We start from the raw sequence: 20,148 nt of genomic DNA, 5'->3' as shown, positions 1-20,148 counted from the left end.
TCGGACGTGAACTGAAGGTGCGTCGATCCTTCGTCACGATCTGTGAGCCGCGCTGCGGCCTGTCCTGGAGTTTTGCAGATGGTGGACAGAGACGGGGTACCGTCCTTGACCGAGAAGCCGGTACCGGCGGTCAGCTTCCTGTCCGGCCTGTCGGGCAGGCTTCTCCTGCTGACCGCCGTGTTCGTGCTGATCGCCGAGGTGCTGATCTTCGTTCCCTCGGTTGCCAACATGCGCCTGCAATGGCTGCGTGACCGGCTGAACACGGCCGCTGCCGCCAGCGTCGTCATCGAAGGCCTGCCGGACCAGGAATTGCCGCGCGCGGTGCAGGCAGAGACCCTGATGGCAACCGGCGCCAAGGCGATCGTGCTGAAGAAGCAGGATGCCTCGCGCATCGTCGCCGCTGTCGACATGCCGCCGAGCATCGATGCGCAATACGACCTCTCCGACGTTTCGACGCTCACCTCGATCTACGACGCCTTCGACACGCTGGTCTTCGGCGGCGACCGCATCATCCGCGTCTTTGGGCCGGTCGGCGAATCGAGTACGCGCATCGAACTGCTGCTCGACGAGTACAAATTGCGCCGCGCCATGCTCGGCTATGCGCGCAACGTCTTCATCCTGTCGATGATCATCTCGCTGGTCACGGCGAGCCCCATTTTCTTCGCGCTCAATCGCCTGCTGATCCGCCCCATCCGCCGCATGACGGCGAACATCCAGGAATTCACCGCCGACCCGTCCAATCCGAGCCGCGTGCTGGAGCCTTCCGGCGGGCGCGACGAGATTGCCGTCGCCGGCGTCCATCTCGCCGCCATGCAGCAGACGCTGCAACGCACGCTGAAGGAACAGAAGAACCTCGCCGATCTCGGCCTCGCCGTGTCGAAGATCAACCACGACATGCGCAACATCCTGTCTTCCGCCCAACTCATGTCCGACCGCCTGTCGGATGTCGACGACCCGGTGGTCAAGCGCGTCGCGCCAAAACTGCTGCGCAGCATCGACCGGGCCGTCGGCTATACCAACGAGGTGCTTTCCTATGGCCGCATGCGCGAGCCGGAGCCGCGTCGTCGCTTCGTCGCGCTGCGCCCGCTGGTGCAGGAGGTCTCGGAGGTGCTGGCGCTCGATTCGCGCGGCGATATCGAATTTATGCTTCAGGTCGAGCCCGGCCTTCAGGTCGACGCCGACAGCGAGCAGCTCTTTCGCGTCATCCACAATCTCTGCCGCAACGCCGTCGAGGCGCTGTCGCAGGCCAACAGCGTCGAGCGGCGCACCGTGCTCGTCACGGGCCTGCGCACCGGCAGCGTGGTGTCGATCGCCATCGACGACAACGGCCCCGGCATGCCGGCCAAGGCCCGCGAAAACCTGTTTGCCGCCTTCCGTGGCTCCGCGCGCTCCGGCGGCACCGGGCTTGGCCTCGCCATCGCCCGCGAACTCGTGCTCGCCCATGGCGGCACGATCGCGCTGGTCGAGAAGGTAACGCCCGGCACGCTCTTCCGCATCGAACTGCCGGACCGCCCCGTCCCCCTCGACGCCTTCCGCCACCGCGCATAAAGCCCGGTGTTCCGGGCGGGATGTGACGGCACGATGAAAAAAGTACATTTTTTCTCAGAAAGGCGCTTGCAATAAGCCGGCGCACCCTTTAGGAACCGCCTCGCAGCCGGGCAATACACACCCCGTTGCCAGCGCACCCGTAGCTCAGCTGGATAGAGCACCAGACTACGAATCTGGGGGTCAGGAGTTCGAATCTCTTCGGGTGCGCCATTTCTTTTCCAGTCATGTCCTTCATTTGTTAGCATGCGCCGATCGTGCGCTTGGTTTGTTGCTGCGCCGTCCATGTGGAGAGCGAATTGGCTTCGACTGCGCAAACACGGGTTGATCGTGCCTCGCGGGTCATCGCCGCGCCGGCGCTTGCTCTCTATGAAGCCCTCGTCGATCCCGTCACCCTTGCCGTCTGGCTGCCGCCGGAGGGCATGACGGCGCGGGTTGAGGCGTTTGACGCGCGTGAAGGCGGGCGCTTTCATCTGGTGCTCTTCTATTCCGAGCCGGGTGCGGGCAAAAGCTCGGCCGACAGCGACATCGTCGAGGGGCGGTTTGTCACGCTCGTGCCTAGTGAGCGTGTGGTTCAGGAGATCGATTTCATTTCAGACGATCCGGCTTTCGCCGGGACCATGCGCATGACCTGGTCTTTCGAGCCGCATCCGGACGGTACGCTTGTCGCTGTTGCCTGCGAAAACGTGCCTTCGGGCGTCCGGCCGGAGGATCATGACGTCGGTTTGCGTTCCAGCCTCGACAATCTCGCAGCTTACATGCTTGGTCGCGCCGAGGCCTGAGTAGGGCGGGCGTGGCCGATATGACACGCGCTGCCGCCTCTGATCCTGGCCTTAAGGCTCCCGCCGCCTCGGGTCCCTTCAAAACCATCCCTCACTCGGCTAAGCAGGCAACAACGGTGTCTGCTTAGCGTCGGCCAAACAGGAATAGCGGAAGGAAGCGGGACATGACGAACCGTGAAATACCGCGCGTATTGCGTTGCGTGATACTCGCCGGATTGCTGGTGCTGGCGGGCTGCGCCGGCCGGCCGGAAGGCGTACTGGTGCCGAGCGGTGAAACACCGGCGGGCGTGTCGACGGTCAATCTGCTGGTTGCCACGACGCGCGCGCGGTCCAGCCAGCCGGGCGTGCTGTTTTCCGGTGAACGCGGCTCCGATCTCCTGATGAACGACATCGTCGTCTCCATCCCACCGGAAGACAAACGCGAGGTCGGACAGGTGCAGTGGCCGGAAAAGCTGCCGGCCGACCCCATGAAGAGCTTTTCGACGGTCGGCGTGACGCCGGTCGATGGCGCGAAGGCCGGTGGTGCCTGGCTTGACCAGAACCTGCCGAAGAGCCGGCGCGTGCTGATTTTCGTGCACGGTTTCAACAATCGTTATGAGGATGCGGTCTATCGCTTCGCGCAGATCGTGCATGATTCCAAGACGGACGCCGCACCGGTGATCTTCACCTGGCCGTCGCGCGCCAGCATCTTCGATTATTCCTACGACAAGGAAAGCACGAACTATTCGCGCGATGCGCTGGAGGAATTGCTGCGGGCCGCCGTCAATTCGCCCAAGGTCGGCGAAATCACCATCATGGCCCATTCCATGGGGACGTGGCTTGCCGTCGAGACGCTGCGCCAGATGGCGATCCGCGATGGGCATGTGCCGAAGAAGATCCAGCAGGTCATCCTGGCCTCGCCGGATCTCGATGTCGACGTCTTCGGCCAGCAGCTCCGTGCACTTGGCAAGGACAAGCCGAAGTTTACCCTGTTCGTCTCGCGCGACGACCGGGCGCTGACGCTCTCGCGCCGCATCTCCGGCAATGTCGATCGGCTCGGCCAGATCAATCCGGCTGAAGAGCCCTATCGTTCGATGCTGGAAAAGCAGGGCATTACCGTGCTCGACCTGACGGCGCTGAAATCCGGCGACCGTCTCAACCATGGAAAATTTGCCGAAAGTCCCGATGTCGTGCGCCTGATCGGCAATCGCCTGATCGATGGGCAGGCGGTCTCGGACTCACAAATTGGTTTGGGCGAGCGGCTCGGTGCTGTCGCCCTCGGGACGGCCCAGACGGTGGGGAGTGCGGCGAGCATCGTGGTGTCCACGCCGATCGCGGTCTTCGATCCGGTGACGCGCAAGAACTATGATGATCAATGGCGGCGCTTCGGCAACGCGGTCGAAGATACGACGACGACCGCCGTCGGGCAGTAAAAAGGCGGCCCCTTCGGGCCGCCCTTCCGCTCAATCGTGTCAGGCGATTACCGGACCCAGATCACCTCGCGGGTGTTGCGGTCGACGAGAACCGGTCGGTCATCGACATAGATGTAGCCGTAGCTGGGGCTCTCCGGCACTTCGACGATCTGCACGGTTTCCGGGATCAGCGCACCGGCTTCGACCGGGCCTTCCAGCATGACCGGCTCAAGCCGGTTGCGTTCGACATAGGTGATGGTGGTTTCCGGGATGTCGGCAGAAATGCTCGCCGTCGTCTCGATTTCCGGCGCGTAGATCACCTGGCGGCTGTCGGTCCGCACGATGACCGGGCGGTTGTCGACATAGACATAGGCGAGGTCCGGGTGATCCGGGATCGGCGTCAGCGTGACGGTGTCGTCGAAGCGCGTGTCGGCCGTTACCTGACCCTGCAGAACGACCGGCGGCGTCGGGTTTTCCAGCACATAGACGCGGGCGTCATCCGGCACGGCTGCTTCCGCACCGATGGCGAAACCGGCTACGCCGCCGACGATCGCGCCGACCGGGCCGCCGACGACGGCGCCTACGGTCGCACCGGCTGCCCCGCCGGCAGCGCCGCCGAGAACTTCCTTATCGGCGTCGTCCGCATGGGCAACAGTCGCGCCGATGAGTGCGAGGGCCGCACCAGCCATGAGAATCTTGCGCATGTCTTTCTCCTTCGAAAGTTGGGTTTCCCACCCCTTCGGCGGAGACAACGTGACATGCTTTGCTCTGTTCCCCCGGACTAGCGGCGCGGCCTGTCACGTTGTGTAACGCGCGTTAACCGGCGCTCTCAGGCGATTTCCGCTTCGCGCCTTGCGATTTCATAATCCTCATGGTGCACCTGCAACCCTTCCTCCGTCACAACGACGATGCCATAGGCAGCCGGTTCGTCGACCGAAAGCGAGGCGTTCGGCATGTCGAAGGGCATCGGCTGCTGGTGCACCGGGCTCTTGAAGATCGAGAAGGGAATGCCGCGATGCGAGCCGCCGATCGTGCGGTGCACATGGCCGGCGAAGATGTGGCGAACATTGCCGTGTTTCAGCACGAGATCGTAGAAGGCGTCTTCGTTGCCGAGCCGGATCGCATCCATGCCGGTAAAACCCGTCTTGTGCGGCGGGTGGTGCATGAAGAGGAGGACCGGCAGGCCATTTGCGCCCGCAAGCGTGCGGTCGAGCCAGGCGAGGCGCTTTTCGCAGAGATAGCCGGCATGGCTCATCGGGTAGTCGTAGGGCGGCGCAAACAGCGTATCGAGCAGCACGACGCGGCAATCGTCAAAGTCGATCGCCTGCTGCACGAAGCTGTCCTCGTCCGGCGCCACATGCGAGAAGGTCTCGAGAAAACGGTCGCGATAGTCGTGGTTGCCGATGGTGATCGCCGCCGGTGGCACGAGCACGGAGAGCAGGTCGCGCAGGCGCTCGTAAGACTGGGTGTCGGCGCGATGCGTCAGGTCGCCGGTAAAGATCACCCGGTCGGCATCCGCATGATAGCGGTTGACGTGTTCGATGCCGGTGAGCAGCCTTTGATAGGGATCGAGGCCGATGATGGTCGAGCCCTCGGGCACCATGTGCAGATCGGTAAAGACAATGAGTTTGGTCATGGAAAGGTCTCTTGGCGGGATGATGCTCCGCGCCCCAAGGTACATTTGGGCCGGAAGCCAGTCGTAGCGCGCAATCCTGTTGCATGAAAAGCAGTTGGAACGCATGACAATCTGATATATCAGAGAGACGAAGCCAATCGATCCCCGGCACGGGCCGTGCGGGACAGAAATAGCCGGCGCGCCGGCGAAGACGGAGCACGACGACATGAGATGGAAGCGCACGATCCAGCTGCTGGACGTTCATTGCGAAGGCGAGATCGGCAAGGTGGCGATCGGCGGCGTGCCGAAGATTCCCGGCAACACGATCGCCGAGCAACTCAACCACATCAACACGGTCGATGACAGCCTGCGCCGCTTCCTCTGCCTGGAACCGCGTGCGGCGGCGACCGGTTCGGTCAACTTGCTGGTGCCGGCCAAGCGCCCGGAGGCCGATGCCGGCTTCATCATCCTCCAGGCCGACCAGGCGCATGCCTCTTCGGGCTCCAACTCGATCTGCGTCACCACGGCGCTGCTCGAATCCGGCATCGTCGAGATGAAGGAGCCGGAAACCATCGTCGTGCTCGACACGGCAGCCGGTCTCGTCAAGGCGACGGCGACCTGCCGCGACGGGCGCTGCGAAAAGGTCAAGCTCACCATGGTCCCGTCCTTCGTCGAGGCGCTCGATGTCGAAATCGACACGCCGCACTGGGGCCGCGTGCGCTTCGATATCTCCTATGGCGGCATCTTCTATGCGCTCGTAGACGTCGACCAGATCGGCACGAAGATCGAGAAGGCCAATGCGCGCGCATTGGTCGATGCCGGCATGGCGCTGAAGGACCTGATCAACAAGTCGATGAAGGTCGTGCACCCGGAAATCCCGGAAATCAACGGCGTTGCCTATGTCATGTTCCGCGATCGCGATCCGGACGGCATGGTGCGCACGGCCACAACGATGTGGCCCGGCCGCGTCGACCGTTCGCCCTGCGGCACCGGTAACTCCGCCAACCTCGCGACGCTGCATGCCCGCGGCCTTGCCAAGGTGGGCGATACGTTCCGCTCGCGCTCGATCATCGGCTCGGAATTTGAGGTCGGGCTGCAAGCCGAAACCGAGGTTGCCGGCCGCAAGGCCATCATCCCCACCATCGCCGGCCGAGGCTGGACGTTCGGCCTGCACCAGATAGCGCTCGACCCGACGGACCCGCTGGCAAACGGTTTTGCGATGACGGATACCTGGGGTCCGCAGGCCGGCGAGATCAGCTAAGGCACAAAGTTCGGCCCGGAGTGGATCACCGCTCCGGGCCTGCGATAGACTTATTTTGCGGCGTAGTGCTTCTCGATGGCGCCAAGCGTGATCGGATCGATCTCCGCATTGCCAGCCTCGTCGATCAGGTCGCGCTTGGCCAGAACCTGCTTGATGGCGAGGCGCGCATCGGCGCTCAGCTGCTCCGGCTGGTCGCGCAGGATGACTTCGAGATCGACGTCGCGCATCTCGAAGGCAGCGACGAGGCTGTTGACCGCCTGCTCGATGTTCTTGACGATGCCGGTGCCGCTCTGCTGCATCAGGCCGAATTTCAGCTTTCCGTAGCTGTCGCCCTGATCGGCGGCCTGCTTGAAGTAGCCGGCTGCGGCTGCGAGATCCTGCTCGATGCCTTCGCCGGATTCCAGCATGAGGCCAAGGTTGATCATCGCGTCGACGCTGCCGCCTTTCGCCGCAAGCGTGTAGAAGGCCACGGCCCGCGCGTTGTCCTCGCCCACGAGGCTACCGTCGTCGAGCAGTACGCCGAGATTGAAGGCCGCTGTTTCGTCGCCGGCCGCAGCCGCCTTGTCGAACCAGCGGGCCGCTTCCGCGCCGTTGATCGCCGTGCCGATGCCGTCGCGATAGGCGACGCCGAGATTGTAGGCGCCCAGCACGTCGCCCATTTCCGCAGCCTTCTTGTAGTGGCTGAATTCGGCGGCAGGGTCGCCGCGCTTGCCGAGCATCGCGCCGTAATTGACCATGGCCACGGTGTGGCCCAGCGCCGCTGCCTCCGCATAGAGCTTCATGGCGTCGAGATTCTGGCCGGCACGCTCTAGTGCCCGGGCAAGCTGGAAGGCCATGCGCGCGCCGCCGCCGGCATTGTAGGCCTCGCGGCAGGCCGAAAGGGCCGCACCGATCTGGATGTCTTCCAGCGCGACCGGCGCGAAGGCCTTGTTGCGCGTGCTGTCATACCGGCTGCCGGCACTCTGGTCGCAGCGGGCTTCGATGGAAAGCGTGTTTGCCTCAGCGCCGCTTGCGGCACCGACAAGAAGGGCCGCGAAGAAAAGGGCGCGGCCAGCCGTCTTCATACCTGTGGATCGTGTGATCATGATCCGTCTCCCTTCGTTGGATGACCGCACCTTAGACGACTGGTGGGCGGCGGCTGTTTCCACGGGAACAGAGGGAACGGGAAGAGCGGCGCATAACGGATGCAGCACAGGCGGCTTGTGCGATTGACGGGCCGGCCCTATCAGTTCAATTCCATCCGACGGCTTGTCCCGTCCGAAAGGTGTGTCATGCGAACGCTCAAGGCTTTTGAACCGATCACCCTCAGCCGCAGGCTCTTCATTGCCGGCGGCGCCCTGGCGTTGACGGGTATCGGCGTGCGCGCAACGCAAGCCAACGCGATCATCGGCAAGGCGGTGGAAATCACCGGCGACGTCACCCGCAAGCAGGAAAACCTCCTGGAGGGTCTGAAGGCCGGCGCCAGCCTGATGGACCACGATTTCGTCAAGACCGGTGCCAAGAGTTTTGCCTCGCTCGAACTCGGCGATGACACCAGCCTGCTGCTCGGCAGCGACACGGAGCTGCTGATCGATACCTTCATCGCGGGGCAGGGCGGCACAATCGAGCTCGGCACCGGGCAGATGGTCTTCGACCGGCCGGAGGGCCTTGCCAAGATCGACCTCACCATGCGCACCGCCTTCGGCATGATCGGCGTGCGCGGCACGAAATTCTTCGCCGGCCCCAGCCGCGGCGTCTTCGGCGTCTTCGTGGAGCACGGCCTCGTCGAGGTCACCGGCGGCGGCGTGACACGCCAGGTCGGCCGCGGCCAGGGCGTCGATATCGCGACGCCGGGTGCTGTTCCGAGCGACGTTGCACAATGGGGTGATGCCCGCATCCGCGAGGCCTATGCCAGCGTCGGTATCCGCTAATCGAACGTGAACAACTCTATCTGGCCGAAGCCACGGATTTCGTGGCTGCCGATGGGGCGTAGTGGCCGGGTCGTTTCGCTTGCCGCCTGGGGCCCGACGCAGATGTGGGTGCCGAGGAACTTGTTGGCATCCTGCAGGCGCGCCGCGAGGTTCATCGAATTGCCGTGCGCCGTGTAGTCGAGCTTGCCGCCGACGCCCACTTCCCCCAGCACCACCATGCCCGTTTCGATACCGATGCGCGTGCGGCCGAATTCCTGTTCGAGGAAGCCGGGGCGGCGGCGCATCTCTTCGGTCAGCGTGCGGATGTCATCGGCGCAGGCGAGTGCCTTGTCGACATGATGGTCGAGATCGTCAGGCGCGTTGAAGAGCGCGTGCACTGCGTCACCCACCACCTTGTCCACCATGCCGCCATGGCGGGCCACGAGCGCGTTCACCTCGGTGTAGTAGATGTCCAGCAGCTTGACCAAATCATGCGGGCCGAGCTTCTTGGAGAGCGAGGAAAAGCCCTCGATATCGGTAAACACCGCCGTCACCTGTCGCTCCTCGCCGGCGACGCGTCCGAGATCCGGATTGTCGATATAGCGCGAGACGACGGATTGCGGCAGGTACTGGGCAAAACGCTGGCGGGCGGTGGCTTCCGCCCGGCGCACATGGGCGAACTGCAGCAGGCCGGTGACAAGCGCCGCCGTCCCCACGATCAGCGAAACGCCGACCGCATCGGACAGAAGCGCTGTCTGCATATAGACGAGGGCTGATGCGCCGAACACGAGGCCGACAAGCCCGAGACCGGCCAATGCCGCCCAGAGTGGGCGAAGCCGCGCCGCCGCCAGCGCCGCCGCCGCACCGGCAACGAAGGCCAAGGCCGCCTCGATCGGCAAGAGGCCGATATCGCGCATCGGGATGTGATCGGTCAGGATGGAGTTTGCGACGTCCGTATGGATTTGCACGGAGGGTTCGAGCGTCATGGAGGCGCTGGTCCTGAGGCCGCCGAGATTGGGCAGGCTGCTGCCGATCAGCACGACCTTGCCGGCAATCCTTTCGGCCGGCACCAGGCCTGCCACGACATCCGCCGCGGAGAAGGTGCGTGCGCCCACCGTGTCGGCTCGGCTTGCCACAAAGCGCAGGCTGCCGTCCTCGTCGAGCCGCAGGATGCGCGAATCCTGCCGCACCCAGGCGGGGTTGCCGCCGAGCACCGGCGTGCCCGCTCCGGCCGCCAGCCGCGCCGCTTCCACGCCGAGCGACGGATAGGCCGCATTGCCGAGGATCGCATAGGCCTGCACGCGGCGTACCACCGCGTCCTCGTCGCCAACCAGGAAGGCCGCCGCCGCCGCCGCCGCCTTGTCCTGCAGGAAGGCGCAGGAGCTTTCCGTGCCGTCGATGAACCAGAGGTCCGGGATGGTGACCGGCCGTTGCAGGGCAAGCGCGGGGATCGGGTGCGGCGCGCCGTCCGTCGCCTCGCCGATGAGGAAGCCGAGAATGGTCGGCGTCTGGCCGATGGCGTTTGCCAGCGCGGCATTGGCGGGCTCTTCCGCCGCGCAATCGGTGGAGAAGATGAAGTCGAAGGCGATCGCCGCCGGCTTTGCAGCGGCAAGCCGTTCGATCAGCCCTGCCGTCTGCGTGCGCGTCCACTCCTTGTCCGGCACACTCTGGAAGGCCTTGCGGTCGATGTCGACCACGACGATCCGGTCGCTCTGGCGAGCCGGCACCGCCTGGGTCAGCGCGTCGAAATAGTATTCACGCTGCTGCTCCAGCGCCGTTTCGCCAAGCGAAAACAGCGCCAGCGCACCGGCAAGGCTGGCCACAAGGCCGGCGACGAGCGGTCTATATCTCTTGGCGAACATGATCGGCCGCTTCCGTTGAAGTGTAAGCCGCAGTCGGCCTAGTCGTCATCCGGCTCGGCAATGCCGTAGAGCCGGCCGATATGACAGTGGATGATACCATCATTGCGCCGGATGGCACCGGCCTCTTCCAGCGCGAGGATCGAGCGGTTGATCTTGGGCCGGCTGGCGCCGACGATGCTGGCGATCTCGGTCTGGCTGAGCGAGAGCTGGAGGTTTGCGCTGTCCGGCAGTTCCTCGCCGTGGATGTTGCGCAACGTCGCGAGGAAGAAGCGGGCGACGCGGGCATCGAGATCGTAGAGCGCGATGGTTTCGAGCTGTTCCGTCGTTTCGCGCAGCTTGGTGCAGAGATAGTGGATGATCGCCTGCGCCGCCGTGGGATTCCGCGTCAGGATATCGATGAAATCGCGCTTGGAAATCACGTAGCCTTCGGTCGCCGTCACGGCGGTGGCGTCCGCCGAGCGTGGCTGGCCGTCGAGCAGCGCCATTTCGCCGAGGATCGAGCCGGCTTCGAGTTGGCGCAGCGACAGTTCCTTGCCCTGCGGCGTGATCAGCGAAAGCTTGATGCGGCCGGAGACGAGCACGATGAGATAGGTGCCTTCGTCGCCGCGCTGGAAGATCACCGTGCCGGGCGACCATTTGCGCCACGTCGCGATTCCCGCGATCTCGATCAGCGTTTCCTTGTTGAATCCCTCGAAAATCGGGAAAGAGCGCCAGAACGCGGCACTCTTGTTGATCTCGTTCATATCCGGTTTCCCCCGACCGCCGCTGACGAAAACAAAACACGCGCCGCTCGCCGAAACTTTCGCCCACCCGTCGTGCGCTTGCAACAGAAAAGAACGGAGAGCTTTGGGCCGGTCTCTTCGTTACTGGCAGATCCGCACGCGCTTGTTGACCGCCTTGCCGTGCTGATCCTGCGTCTGGACGCGCTTGGTGATGCAGGTCTGCTGATAGTGGCCGTAGGTGCCGTCCACATAGGATGGGCCGGCATGGCCGTTGGCGGTGAAGGTGAGGGAGGCGGCGGCGAGCGCAAGGGCGAGAAGATAGTGGCGCATGATGGGGTCCGGGAGGGAAAGAGGAGGGCGGCGGGCTGCAATGCCCCTCTTGTCGCATGGCCTGAACTGCCCCTCTGTTCCGCGGGGAACAGGTCGTCGTTCACAAAAAGCGAACGATCTGTATTCCGATTGCCCGTCTAGTTTGACGACGGAAAGCTGATATCTCTTTGCCAACTCAAACAGCCAAGCCTCAGGAGCTTATCATGCAACAGAACGCCGTCGTCCTTCTCGGACGCATCCTTCTCGCCCTCATGTTCATCACTGCCGGTTACCCGAAGCTCATCGATCCGTCGGGCACGGCCGGCATGATCGCCGGTGCCGGCCTTCCGGCCGCGACCGCGCTTGCCTATCTTGCCGGTCTCTTCGAAGTCGTTGCCGGCCTCTTCATCCTCGTCGGCTTCCAGACGAAGATCGCTGCCTACCTTCTCGCTGCCTTCAGCGTCTTTACCGCTCTTGTTTTCCATAGCGGCGCGATCAACGTTCCGGACTTTCCGGAAGGCGCAAACGGCCTGCTGACTCTCTTCAACGGCCTGATGATGTGGAAGAACATCACGATTGCTGGTGGCTTCCTCGTGCTCGCCGCCTTCGGCCCGGGCGCCTACTCGCTCGATGCCCGCTCCGCTGCCGGCAAGGCCGTCGCCGCCTAAGCGACCCGTACTCTGATCCTCCAGAAACCCTTCCCGGCCTCCGGGAGGGTTTTTCGTTTCCGGCCTGCTGGAAAGCCGCCTCTCTTGCTGCTATGCGCACGGGTAAGACAGTGACGTGGAGAGATGCCGATGTTTTCCAATTCCTTTCCGGACCGAGACGTGATGGCGGAGCTGATGGCCCGCATGCTGTGGGAGATCAAGGCGGTGCATTTCCGCCCGGAAGAACCCTACAAGCTCGCGTCGGGCATGGCCTCTCCGGTCTATATGGATTGCCGCAAGCTGCTCTCCTATCCGCGCATCCGCTCGGCGATCATGGATTTCGCCGCCGCGACCCTCACCCGTGAGGCCGGCTTCGAGCGCTTCGACGTGATTGCCGGCGGCGAGACGGCCGGCATTCCCTTCGCCGCCCTGCTGGCTGATCGTCTTGGCCTGCCGATGATCTACGTGCGCAAGAAGCCGAAGGGCCATGGCCGCAATTCGCAGATCGAAGGCGTGATGCAGGAAGGCGCCCGGGTGCTCGTCATCGAGGACCTCGTGACGGTCGGCGGTTCCATGTTCACCTTCATCGATGCGATCCGCGCGGCCGGCGGCGTGGTCGATCACGGCATGTCGCTGTTCTACTACGGCATCTTCAAGGAAGCCGAGGCGCGCTATGCCAACGGCGGCGTGAAGCTGCACCACATCGCCACCTGGCGGAATGTTCTGGCAGTTGCGAAGGCAGAAAAACTCTTCGATGATGCGACACTCGCCTCGGTCGAATCCTTCTTCGACGCACCCCTCGTCTGGTCGGCTGCCCATGGCGGCGTTGCGGAGCTGCCGACGTCGTAAAAGGCTCTGGCGCTTTCTCGTGTGATCGTTTAAATCGATTGAAAGTCCGCTTGGGAGGAAATGCTGATGATCCTGTGTTGTGGTGAAGCCCTGATCGACATGCTGCCGCGCACGTCGACGCTTGGCGAGGATGCCTACGCCCCCTATGCCGGCGGAGCGATCTTCAACACGGCGATCGCACTCGGCCGTCTCGGCGTGCCGACCGGCTTCTTCACCGGCCTTTCCGACGATATGATGGGCGACATCCTGCGCAAGACGCTCGGCGAAAGCGGCGTTGATTACAGCTACTGCGCAACCCTCTCGCGCCCGACCACCGTTGCCTTCGTCAAGCTCGTGCACGGCCATGCGACCTATGCCTTCTATGACGAGGGCACCGCCGGTCGCATGATCACAGAAGCAGAGCTTCCGGCTTTGGGCGATGATTGCGAGGCACTGCATTTCGGCGCGATCAGCCTCATCCCCGAACCTTGCGGCTCGACCTACGAGGCGCTGCTGAAGCGCGAGCACGAAAAACGCGTCATCTCGCTCGACCCGAACATCCGCCCCGGCTTCATCAAGGACAAGGACGCCCATATGGGCCGCATCCGCCGCATGGCGGCGATGGCGGATATCGTGAAGTTCTCCGATGAGGACCTCGCCTGGTTCGGCCTTGAAGGCGACGAGGACGCGCTTGCCCGCCACTGGCTGCACCACGGCGCAAAACTTGTCGTCGTGACGCGCGGCGCGGAAGGTGCCGTCGGCTACACCGCTGACCACAAGGTCGTGGTGCCGAGCGAGCGCGTGACCGTGGTCGATACGGTCGGCGCCGGCGATACGTTCGATGCCGGCGTTCTCGCCTCGCTGAAGATGCAGAACCTGCTGACGAAGCAGCAGGTGGCGAAGCTCGACGAGGACCAGATCGCCAAGGTACTGGCACTCGGCGCCAAGGCCGCCGCCGTCACCGTCTCGCGCGCCGGCGCGAACCCACCCTGGGCGAAGGAAATCGGGCTCGCCTGAGGCCGTAGCGCTGGTATCGGGGTGTGGGGGGAGGAGACCGCAACCTCTCCTTCGTCATCCTCGGGCTTGACCCGAGGATTCACACCATTCACGCCGTCGTTGCCGCCTGGATCCTCGGGGCAAGCCCGAGGATGACGGGGAGGGTAGGAAAGCACTTTCCAAAGCGGCTGTGAAAACCGCCTTCATTCGGCTGTCATCGCCGCATGGTCAAAGGGGCCATGCTCGACCACACCGCCCCAGATTCGCTCCCCGCCGCCCGTTCCGATGGACGGGCTCCCACCATTCTTGTCGTCACGGATGCCTGGCGCCCGCAGTTGAACGGCGTCGTGCATACGCTCGAAGAGCTGGCCCGCTCGATGGCGGAGGAGGGCGTCGACGTCGTCTTCCTGACGCCGCAAGAATTTACGACGGTGCCGCTGCCGTCCTACCCGGAAATCCGTCTCGCCATCACCTCGAAGCGCCGTGTGCTGGCCGAAATCGAGAAGATCGCCCCGGATTACATCCACATCGCTACCGAGGGCCCGCTCGGCATGGCCGCACGCAGCGCCTGCCTGGAGCGCCGGTTGCCCTTTACCACGGCCTATCACACACGTTTTCCCGAATTCATCAGCGCCCGCCTGCCCATTCCGGAAAGTGTCAGCTACTGGTGGCTGCGCCGCTTCCACAATTCCGGCAACGGCATGATGGTGGCGACCAAGTCGCTTGGCGCGGAAATGGCGGCACGCGGTTTCGTTCGCATCAAGCGCTGGTCGCGCGGTGTCGATACGAAGCTGTTCGATCCGGCCAAGCGCCGCGATCTCGGCCTGCCGCGCCCGATTTTCCTGAATGTCGGCCGCGTTGCGGTGGAGAAGAACCTGCCCGCCTTCCTCGGCCTTGACCTACCGGGCAGCAAGGTCGTCGTCGGCGACGGGCCGGACCTCGCTATGCTGCGCCAACGCTACCCGGATGTGCATTTCCTGGGTCGCAAGCTCGGCGAGGAACTCGCTGCCGTCTACGCCTCGGCGGACGTCTTCGTCTTCCCGAGCCGCACGGATACGTTTGGCAATGTCATGCTGGAGGCGCTCGCCAGCGGCGTTCCGGTTGCCGCCTTTCCGGTGACTGCACCGCGGGACGTGCTCGGCGATGCCGGTGCGCTATCGGAAAACCTGCGGGACGCGGCGCTCGCCGCGCTTGATATCCCGAAGGACGTCGCGCGCGAGCGTGCCATGACCTATAGCTGGCGCGCCTGCGCGCGCGAATTCCTCGGAAACCTCACCCGCGTGCCGCGTGATGCATTCGCGGCACGTCGTCTCAGCCTGCGCTGAGCCTATTCGGCAGCCTTCAGCAGGGCGGCAACGAGACCGGCGGTCGATGAATCGTGGCCGTCGGCACTTTCCTTGCCTTCGACGACCGGCAGCAGGCCCGTCGCCAGCTCCTTGCCGAGCTCCACGCCCCACTGGTCGAACGAGTTGATGTTGAAGAGCACGCCTTCGACGAAGACGCGATGCTCGTAGAGCGCAACCAGCCGGCCAAACGAAAACGGCGTCAGGCTGTCATAGACCATGGTGATCGACGGACGATTGCCTGAGAATACGCGGTGCGGCGCGATCTTGTCGGCCTTTGCCTCGTCCATGCCCTTCGCCGTCAGCTGCGCCTTGGCTTCCGCCAGCGTGCGGCCCTTCATCAAGGCTTCCGACTGCGCTAGGCAATTGGCGATCAGCAGCTGATGCTGGTGGCGCAGCTCTTTCTCGTGGCCGTTCGCCGCGATCATGAACTCGGCTGGGATGATCGTCGTGCCCTGGTGGATGAGCTGGTAGAAGGCGTGCTGGCCGTTGGTGCCCGGCTCGCCCCAGACGACGGGGCCGGTCTGGCCTTCGACCGGCGTCGAATCCATGGTGACGGACTTGCCGTTCGATTCCATGTCGAGCTGCTGGAGATAGGCCGGGAAACGCGACAGGCGCTGGTCATAGGGCAGGATGGCGCGCGACGGGTAGCCGAGCACGTTGCGGTGATAATAGCCGATGAGCCCGAGCAGCACCGGGATGTTCTCGCGGACCGGCGCCTTGCGGAAGTGGTTGTCGATGGCGTGGCCACCGGCCAGGAATTCGGCAAAATTCTCCTTGCCGATGGCGATCATCAGCGGCAGGCCGATGGCCGACCAGATCGAATAGCGCCCGCCGACCCAATCCCAGAACCCGAAGACGCGATCAGCCCCAATGCCGAAGGCCGAGACCTTGTCGAGCGCTGTGGAGACCGCGCAGAAATGGCTGCCGACCGCCGCATCGCCCAGCGCGTCGGCGATGAATTTGCGCGCTGTCGCGGCGTTCGTCATCGTCTCGATCGTCGTAAAAGTCTTCGAGGCGACGATGAACAGCGTGGTTTCGGCGTCGAGCAGTTTCAGTGTGTCGGCAATGTGCGCGCCGTCGATGTTGGAGACGAAATGCAGCCGCGGGCCGTCATGGAACGGTGCGAGCGCCAGCGTTGCCATGACCGGGCCGAGATCCGAACCGCCGATGCCGATATTGACGACGTCGGTGATTTTCTTCCCGGTCGCGCCCTTCAAGGTGCCGGAACGGATACCGTCGGCAAACACGCCCATGGCGTCGAGCACGCCGTTGACATCAGGCATGACATCCTTGCCGTCGACCAGCACGGGCGTGTTGGCGCGGTTGCGCAGTGCCGTGTGCAGCACGGCGCGCTCTTCGGTAATGTTGATGATCGCGCCTGCGAACATCGCATCGCGTTTCGTCTCGACGCCGGCGTCCTTTGCGAGTGCTTCCAGCCCCTCGAGCACGGTGTCGTTCACCGCACATTTCGAATAGTCGAACAGGAAATCGTCGAGTTTGGCGTTGTAGCGGGAAAACCGCTTGGGGTCGGCCGCGAAGGCGGCTCTGATGTCTGTGGCGTTGGTATCGCGGGCGATGGATTTCAGCTTTTCGACAAGCGCGTTCATCGGCGTCTTCCTTGGCTTTGGACGATGCCGGCTAGCTAGTCGCTTTGGCATGTGCAAATCAAGACCGCAAACGCGACTTGTCCGAAAAAATTAAATCGGTTTAACCGGTGCAGGTGTCAGCCCCGAAGGTCCTTTCGGAGAATCTTGCCGACATTCGATTTCGGCAGTTCGGTGCGGAATTCGATGAATTTCGGCCGCTTGTAGTTGGTGAGGTTCGCCGCGCAATGCGCCTTCACATCCGCTTCGGTGAGCGCCGGATCCTTCTTCACCACGAACAGTTTTACCGCCTCGCCGGAATGTTCGTCCGGCACGCCGATTGCCGCGCATTCGAGAATGCCGGGATGCGACATCGCCACTTCCTCGATCTCGTTGGGGAAGACGTTGAAGCCGGAGACGAGGATCATGTCCTTCTTGCGGTCGACGATCTTGGTAAAGCCTTCCGACGACATGAAGCCGATATCGCCGGAGCGGAAGAAGCCGTCGGGGGTCATTACCTTGGCGGTCTCGTCCGGCCGCTGCCAGTAGCCGGCCATGACCTGCGGGCCGCGGATGCAGATCTCGCCTACTTCGCCGAGCCCCAGCGTCCTGCCGTCGTCGTCGCGGATTTCGATGTCCGTCGAGGGCAAGGGCAAGCCGATCGTGCCGGTGAATTCCGCACGGTCGAAACGGTTGGCGGTCGCGACCGGCGAGGTTTCCGACAGGCCATAGCCCTCAATGACGGCGCAACCGGTCATCTTCTGCCAGCGTTCGGCGACCGGCCGCTGCACCGCCATACCGCCGCCAAGCGTCAGCAGCAGGTCGGACAGGTCGAGCTTGGCAAAGTCCGGATTGTTCATCAGCGCGTTGAACAGCGTGTTGAGGCCCGGGAAGATGTGGACGCGGTACTTCCCGAGTTCCTTGACGAAGGCGGGGATATCGCGCGGATTGGCGATCAGCACATTGTGGCCGCCGAGCGCGATGCCCATCAGTCCATTCACGGTCAGGGCGAAGATGTGATAGAGCGGCAGCGCGCAAATGAAGACGAGTTGGTCCGGCCGCTTCTTCAGATGGAAGATCGGCTCGATCCACAGCTTGATCTGCTCCATGTTGGAGAGCAGGTTGGCATGGGTCAGCGTCGCGCCCTTCGAGACGCCCGTCGTGCCGCCGGTATATTGCAGGAAGGCGGTATCATCCGGCGCAATGCTGACGGGCTTCAACGTGCCGTGCGCGCCTTCCGCCATCACCTGCTTGAAGGGAATATGGCCCGGCAGCGACCAGGCGGGCACCAGCTTCTTCACCTTGCGTACGACGAGATTGACGATCAGGCCCTTGAGGCCGAGCATGTCGCCCATCGTGGTGACGACCACATGCTTGACGGCCGTGCGCGAGACGACCTGCGCGACGGTGCTGGCAAAATTCTCCAGAACGAACAGCGCCTTGGCGCCGGCATCCTTCAACTGGTGTTCGAGTTCGCGCGGCGTATAGAGCGGGTTGACGTTCACCACGACGAGACCGGCACGCAGGATGCCGAAGATGATCACCGGGTTCTGCAAAATGTTCGGCATCATCACCGCGACGCGGTCGCCCTTTTCAAGGCCGCGCGCCTGGAGCCAGGCGGCGATGCTGCGCGATGCGGCCTCGAAGTCCCGGAAGGTCAGCGTCTTGCCCATGCTGGTGAAGGCGGGGCGATCGGCAAACTGGGCGCAGCAGCTTTCAACCAGCGCGCCGATGGACGGATAACCGAGCGGCGCGATATCACCGGCCATGCCCTCGGGATACGAGGCAAGCCAGAAGCGGCCGGACGGCTGCGTGGAAGGGTCCTGAACTGTGGCCGACATGCGTGCTCCTCCTCGTTGGGCGCGGGCATCGTCCGTCCCGCCGGCACCGAAGGTCCTCCAACCGTTCGATGCGGACAAGATGATGCTTTTAGCGGGCGCCATCAAGAGTCATCGCTATATTACATTGACGTAAACGTCAACAATTCACCGGCTTGTCCAACATAGCTTTTCTGTAAGTCGCGGCAATCGCTGGCCCTGCGGCGTCTCATCGCGCTTTGGCCTAAAATATCACGTATATGTTTAACAATCTTGGGGTACAGCTTATCTAGGCAGTCTGGCCTGGACGACGCCGCATTGGAGTGAACGCGCTTGCTGCATTCGGAACATCGCAGAAATGAGCCCCGGTTTCTCGGCGCTGCCCGCCCGAGCAGCGTCGCGCTCATATCGCCCATCTCGGCGGCGCGCTGGCTCCTTGTCCTTGTCGCCTTCGCCGGCATCTATTTCTTCCATGGCTTCGTCGTGCCGGTGCTTGCGGCCCTCGTCATCGCATTTGCCAGTTGGCCGCTCTATGCGCGCCTGCTGGCGCAGGTGAACGGCAACCGCACACTCGCGGCCTCCATCGCCATTCTCCTCATCCTGGCCTTCATCATCGGCCCGATCATGATTGCCTCGACCTATGCCTTTCACGAAATCCGTGAGTGGATCGGTTGGGCGGTGGAGACCAATCGCACCGGGGCCGTGACGCCGGACTGGATTCGTGCGCTGCCGATCATCGGCGGTTGGCTCGACATGCAGTGGACACGCTTCATCGATCATCCGGGCGCCATCGGCGAACTGACGCAGATCGTCAGCGGCGCCAATATCGGCAATATCTATCGTGTCGCACTCGCAGCCGGCGGCAAGGCCTTCGGCCTGCTGCTCGCTATGCTCTTCATGCTGATCGCGCTGTTCTTCATCTACCGCGACGGTCAGTCCTTCGCCGGCCAGGTCGATCGCCTCGGCGAACGCATCCTGCCGATGCGTTGGGAGCGCATTTCCCGCATCGTGCCGGCAACGATCAGTTCCACCGTCACGGGCATGACGCTGATCGCCATCGGCGAAGGCATCGTGCTCGGCGTTGCCTACTGGGTTGCCGGCGTGCCGTCTGCCGTCACGCTCGGCGTGCTGACCGGCATCATGGCGCTCTTCCCCGGCGGCGCGCCGCTGTCCTTCTCGCTCGTCTCGATCTATCTCGTTTCCAGCGGCTCGCCGGTCGCCGGCCTCGCGCTCTTCATCTGGGGCTCGGTCGAACTCTTCATCGTCGACAAGACGCTGCGCCCGCGCCTCGTCGGCGGCCCGATCAAGCTGCCGTTCCTGCCCACCTTCTTCGGCCTCATCGGCGGCGTGAAGACCATGGGTTTCCTCGGTCTCTTCATCGGCCCTGTGCTGATGGCGCTCCTCGTTGCCATCTGGCGTGAATGGATCCGCGAAGTCGACACGGCGGAATCGCCCTCGCCGGTCATTCTCGATCCCCATTCGGCACCGCCAAGCCAGGCCGACCAGGAGCGCAACGTCGGCTGAGCCGGCGCCCCTCGACTCGGGGCTTTGGATG

Annotated in this window: 18 protein-coding genes and 1 tRNA gene; 11 read left to right on the top strand and 8 right to left on the bottom strand. The window is 63.7% G+C overall.

Translation table 11 applies throughout. The features are described 5' to 3' along the window. Positions 1–78 precede the first annotated feature (78 nt). The 4 genes from BSY16_RS13610 (at position 79) to BSY16_RS13595 (ending at position 3,739) form a co-directional block, all read left to right on the top strand. A complete protein-coding gene (locus tag BSY16_RS13610) occupies positions 79–1,548 on the top strand; it encodes a sensor histidine kinase (protein ID WP_069060154.1) in 1,470 nt (489 codons plus the stop codon). A 133-nt stretch (positions 1,549–1,681) separates the two neighbouring features. Continuing rightward, positions 1,682–1,758: transfer RNA gene (locus BSY16_RS13605), tRNA-Arg, on the top strand. 86 nt (positions 1,759–1,844) lie between these two features. After that, a complete protein-coding gene (locus BSY16_RS13600; protein WP_069060153.1) occupies positions 1,845–2,327 on the top strand; it encodes an SRPBCC family protein in 483 nt (160 codons plus the stop codon). Between the two features lie 164 nt (positions 2,328–2,491). Next, positions 2,492–3,739, top strand: a complete 1,248-nt coding sequence (locus BSY16_RS13595) for an alpha/beta hydrolase (protein WP_069060152.1) — start codon at positions 2,492–2,494, stop codon at positions 3,737–3,739. Between the two features lie 47 nt (positions 3,740–3,786). On the opposite strand, the gene BSY16_RS13590 is transcribed toward BSY16_RS13595, so the two are convergent. Continuing rightward, complete coding sequence (locus BSY16_RS13590) at positions 3,787–4,422, bottom strand: DUF1236 domain-containing protein (protein WP_083242912.1); 636 nt, start codon at positions 4,420–4,422, stop codon at positions 3,787–3,789. A 125-nt stretch (positions 4,423–4,547) separates the two neighbouring features. Next, positions 4,548–5,354 carry a 2', 3'cyclic nucleotide phosphodiesterase SpdA gene (gene spdA / locus BSY16_RS13585; protein WP_069060151.1) on the bottom strand — a complete coding sequence of 269 codons (807 nt, stop codon included), beginning with the start codon at positions 5,352–5,354 and terminating at the stop codon, positions 4,548–4,550. A gap of 205 nt (positions 5,355–5,559) precedes the next feature. On the opposite strand from spdA, the gene BSY16_RS13580 reads away from it, so the two are divergent. Continuing rightward, positions 5,560–6,594 carry a proline racemase family protein gene (locus tag BSY16_RS13580; protein WP_069060150.1) on the top strand — a complete coding sequence of 345 codons (1,035 nt, stop codon included), beginning with the start codon at positions 5,560–5,562 and terminating at the stop codon, positions 6,592–6,594. Positions 6,595–6,644: 50 nt separating this feature from the next. Here BSY16_RS13580 and BSY16_RS13575 read toward each other — a convergent pair whose 3' ends face one another. Then, positions 6,645–7,679: a tetratricopeptide repeat protein gene (locus BSY16_RS13575; RefSeq protein WP_083242911.1), complete on the bottom strand. Its 1,035-nt coding sequence runs from the start codon at positions 7,677–7,679 to the stop codon at positions 6,645–6,647. Between the two features lie 186 nt (positions 7,680–7,865). Here BSY16_RS13575 and BSY16_RS13570 point away from each other — a divergent pair, with 186 nt between their 5' ends. Beyond that, positions 7,866–8,504: a FecR family protein gene (locus BSY16_RS13570; RefSeq protein ID WP_069060148.1), complete on the top strand. Its 639-nt coding sequence runs from the start codon at positions 7,866–7,868 to the stop codon at positions 8,502–8,504. Here BSY16_RS13570 and BSY16_RS13565 read toward each other — a convergent pair. The 3 genes from BSY16_RS13565 to BSY16_RS13555 form a co-directional block, all read right to left on the bottom strand. Next, a complete protein-coding gene (locus tag BSY16_RS13565) occupies positions 8,501–10,345 on the bottom strand; it encodes a CHASE2 domain-containing protein (RefSeq protein ID WP_069060147.1) in 1,845 nt (614 codons plus the stop codon). The genes BSY16_RS13570 and BSY16_RS13565 overlap by 4 nt on opposite strands. 38 nt (positions 10,346–10,383) lie before the next feature. Continuing rightward, positions 10,384–11,088: a Crp/Fnr family transcriptional regulator gene (locus BSY16_RS13560; protein ID WP_069060146.1), complete on the bottom strand. Its 705-nt coding sequence runs from the start codon at positions 11,086–11,088 to the stop codon at positions 10,384–10,386. Between the two features lie 120 nt (positions 11,089–11,208). Continuing rightward, positions 11,209–11,397, bottom strand: coding sequence for a hypothetical protein (locus BSY16_RS13555; protein ID WP_069060145.1), 189 nt, complete (start codon positions 11,395–11,397; stop codon positions 11,209–11,211). 203 nt (positions 11,398–11,600) lie between these two features. Here BSY16_RS13555 and BSY16_RS13550 point away from each other — a divergent pair, with 203 nt between their 5' ends. The 4 genes from BSY16_RS13550 (at position 11,601) to BSY16_RS13535 (ending at position 15,172) form a co-directional block, all read left to right on the top strand. Continuing rightward, positions 11,601–12,044 carry a DoxX family protein gene (locus BSY16_RS13550; RefSeq protein WP_069060144.1) on the top strand — a complete coding sequence of 148 codons (444 nt, stop codon included), beginning with the start codon at positions 11,601–11,603 and terminating at the stop codon, positions 12,042–12,044. Between the two features lie 129 nt (positions 12,045–12,173). Beyond that, complete coding sequence (locus BSY16_RS13545; RefSeq protein WP_069060143.1) at positions 12,174–12,872, top strand: orotate phosphoribosyltransferase; 699 nt, start codon at positions 12,174–12,176, stop codon at positions 12,870–12,872. A gap of 66 nt (positions 12,873–12,938) precedes the next feature. Continuing rightward, the gene (locus BSY16_RS13540) at positions 12,939–13,868 is read left to right on the top strand and encodes a carbohydrate kinase family protein (RefSeq protein ID WP_069061539.1); all 930 of its coding nucleotides are present in this window, start codon (positions 12,939–12,941) and stop codon (positions 13,866–13,868) included. A 218-nt stretch (positions 13,869–14,086) separates the two neighbouring features. After that, the gene (locus BSY16_RS13535) at positions 14,087–15,172 is read left to right on the top strand and encodes a glycosyltransferase family 4 protein (RefSeq protein WP_083243003.1); all 1,086 of its coding nucleotides are present in this window, start codon (positions 14,087–14,089) and stop codon (positions 15,170–15,172) included. 2 nt (positions 15,173–15,174) lie between these two features. Here BSY16_RS13535 and pgi read toward each other — a convergent pair whose 3' ends face one another. Next, positions 15,175–16,800, bottom strand: a complete 1,626-nt coding sequence (gene pgi, locus BSY16_RS13530) for a glucose-6-phosphate isomerase (RefSeq protein ID WP_069060142.1) — start codon at positions 16,798–16,800, stop codon at positions 15,175–15,177. Between the two features lie 116 nt (positions 16,801–16,916). Continuing rightward, the gene (locus BSY16_RS13525) at positions 16,917–18,617 is read right to left on the bottom strand and encodes a long-chain-fatty-acid--CoA ligase (protein ID WP_069060141.1); all 1,701 of its coding nucleotides are present in this window, start codon (positions 18,615–18,617) and stop codon (positions 16,917–16,919) included. Positions 18,618–18,926: 309 nt separating this feature from the next. On the opposite strand from BSY16_RS13525, the gene BSY16_RS13520 reads away from it, so the two are divergent. Further along, positions 18,927–20,117, top strand: a complete 1,191-nt coding sequence (locus BSY16_RS13520) for an AI-2E family transporter (protein WP_069060140.1) — start codon at positions 18,927–18,929, stop codon at positions 20,115–20,117. The last annotated feature ends 31 nt before the right edge of the window (positions 20,118–20,148 follow it).

It is taken from the genome of Sinorhizobium sp. RAC02, from assembly GCF_001713395.1.
Taxonomy (GTDB): Bacteria; Pseudomonadota; Alphaproteobacteria; order Rhizobiales; family Rhizobiaceae; genus Shinella.
Note: the sequence above shows the minus strand (reverse complement) of the source record. Positions and strands in the feature narration are given on the sequence as shown.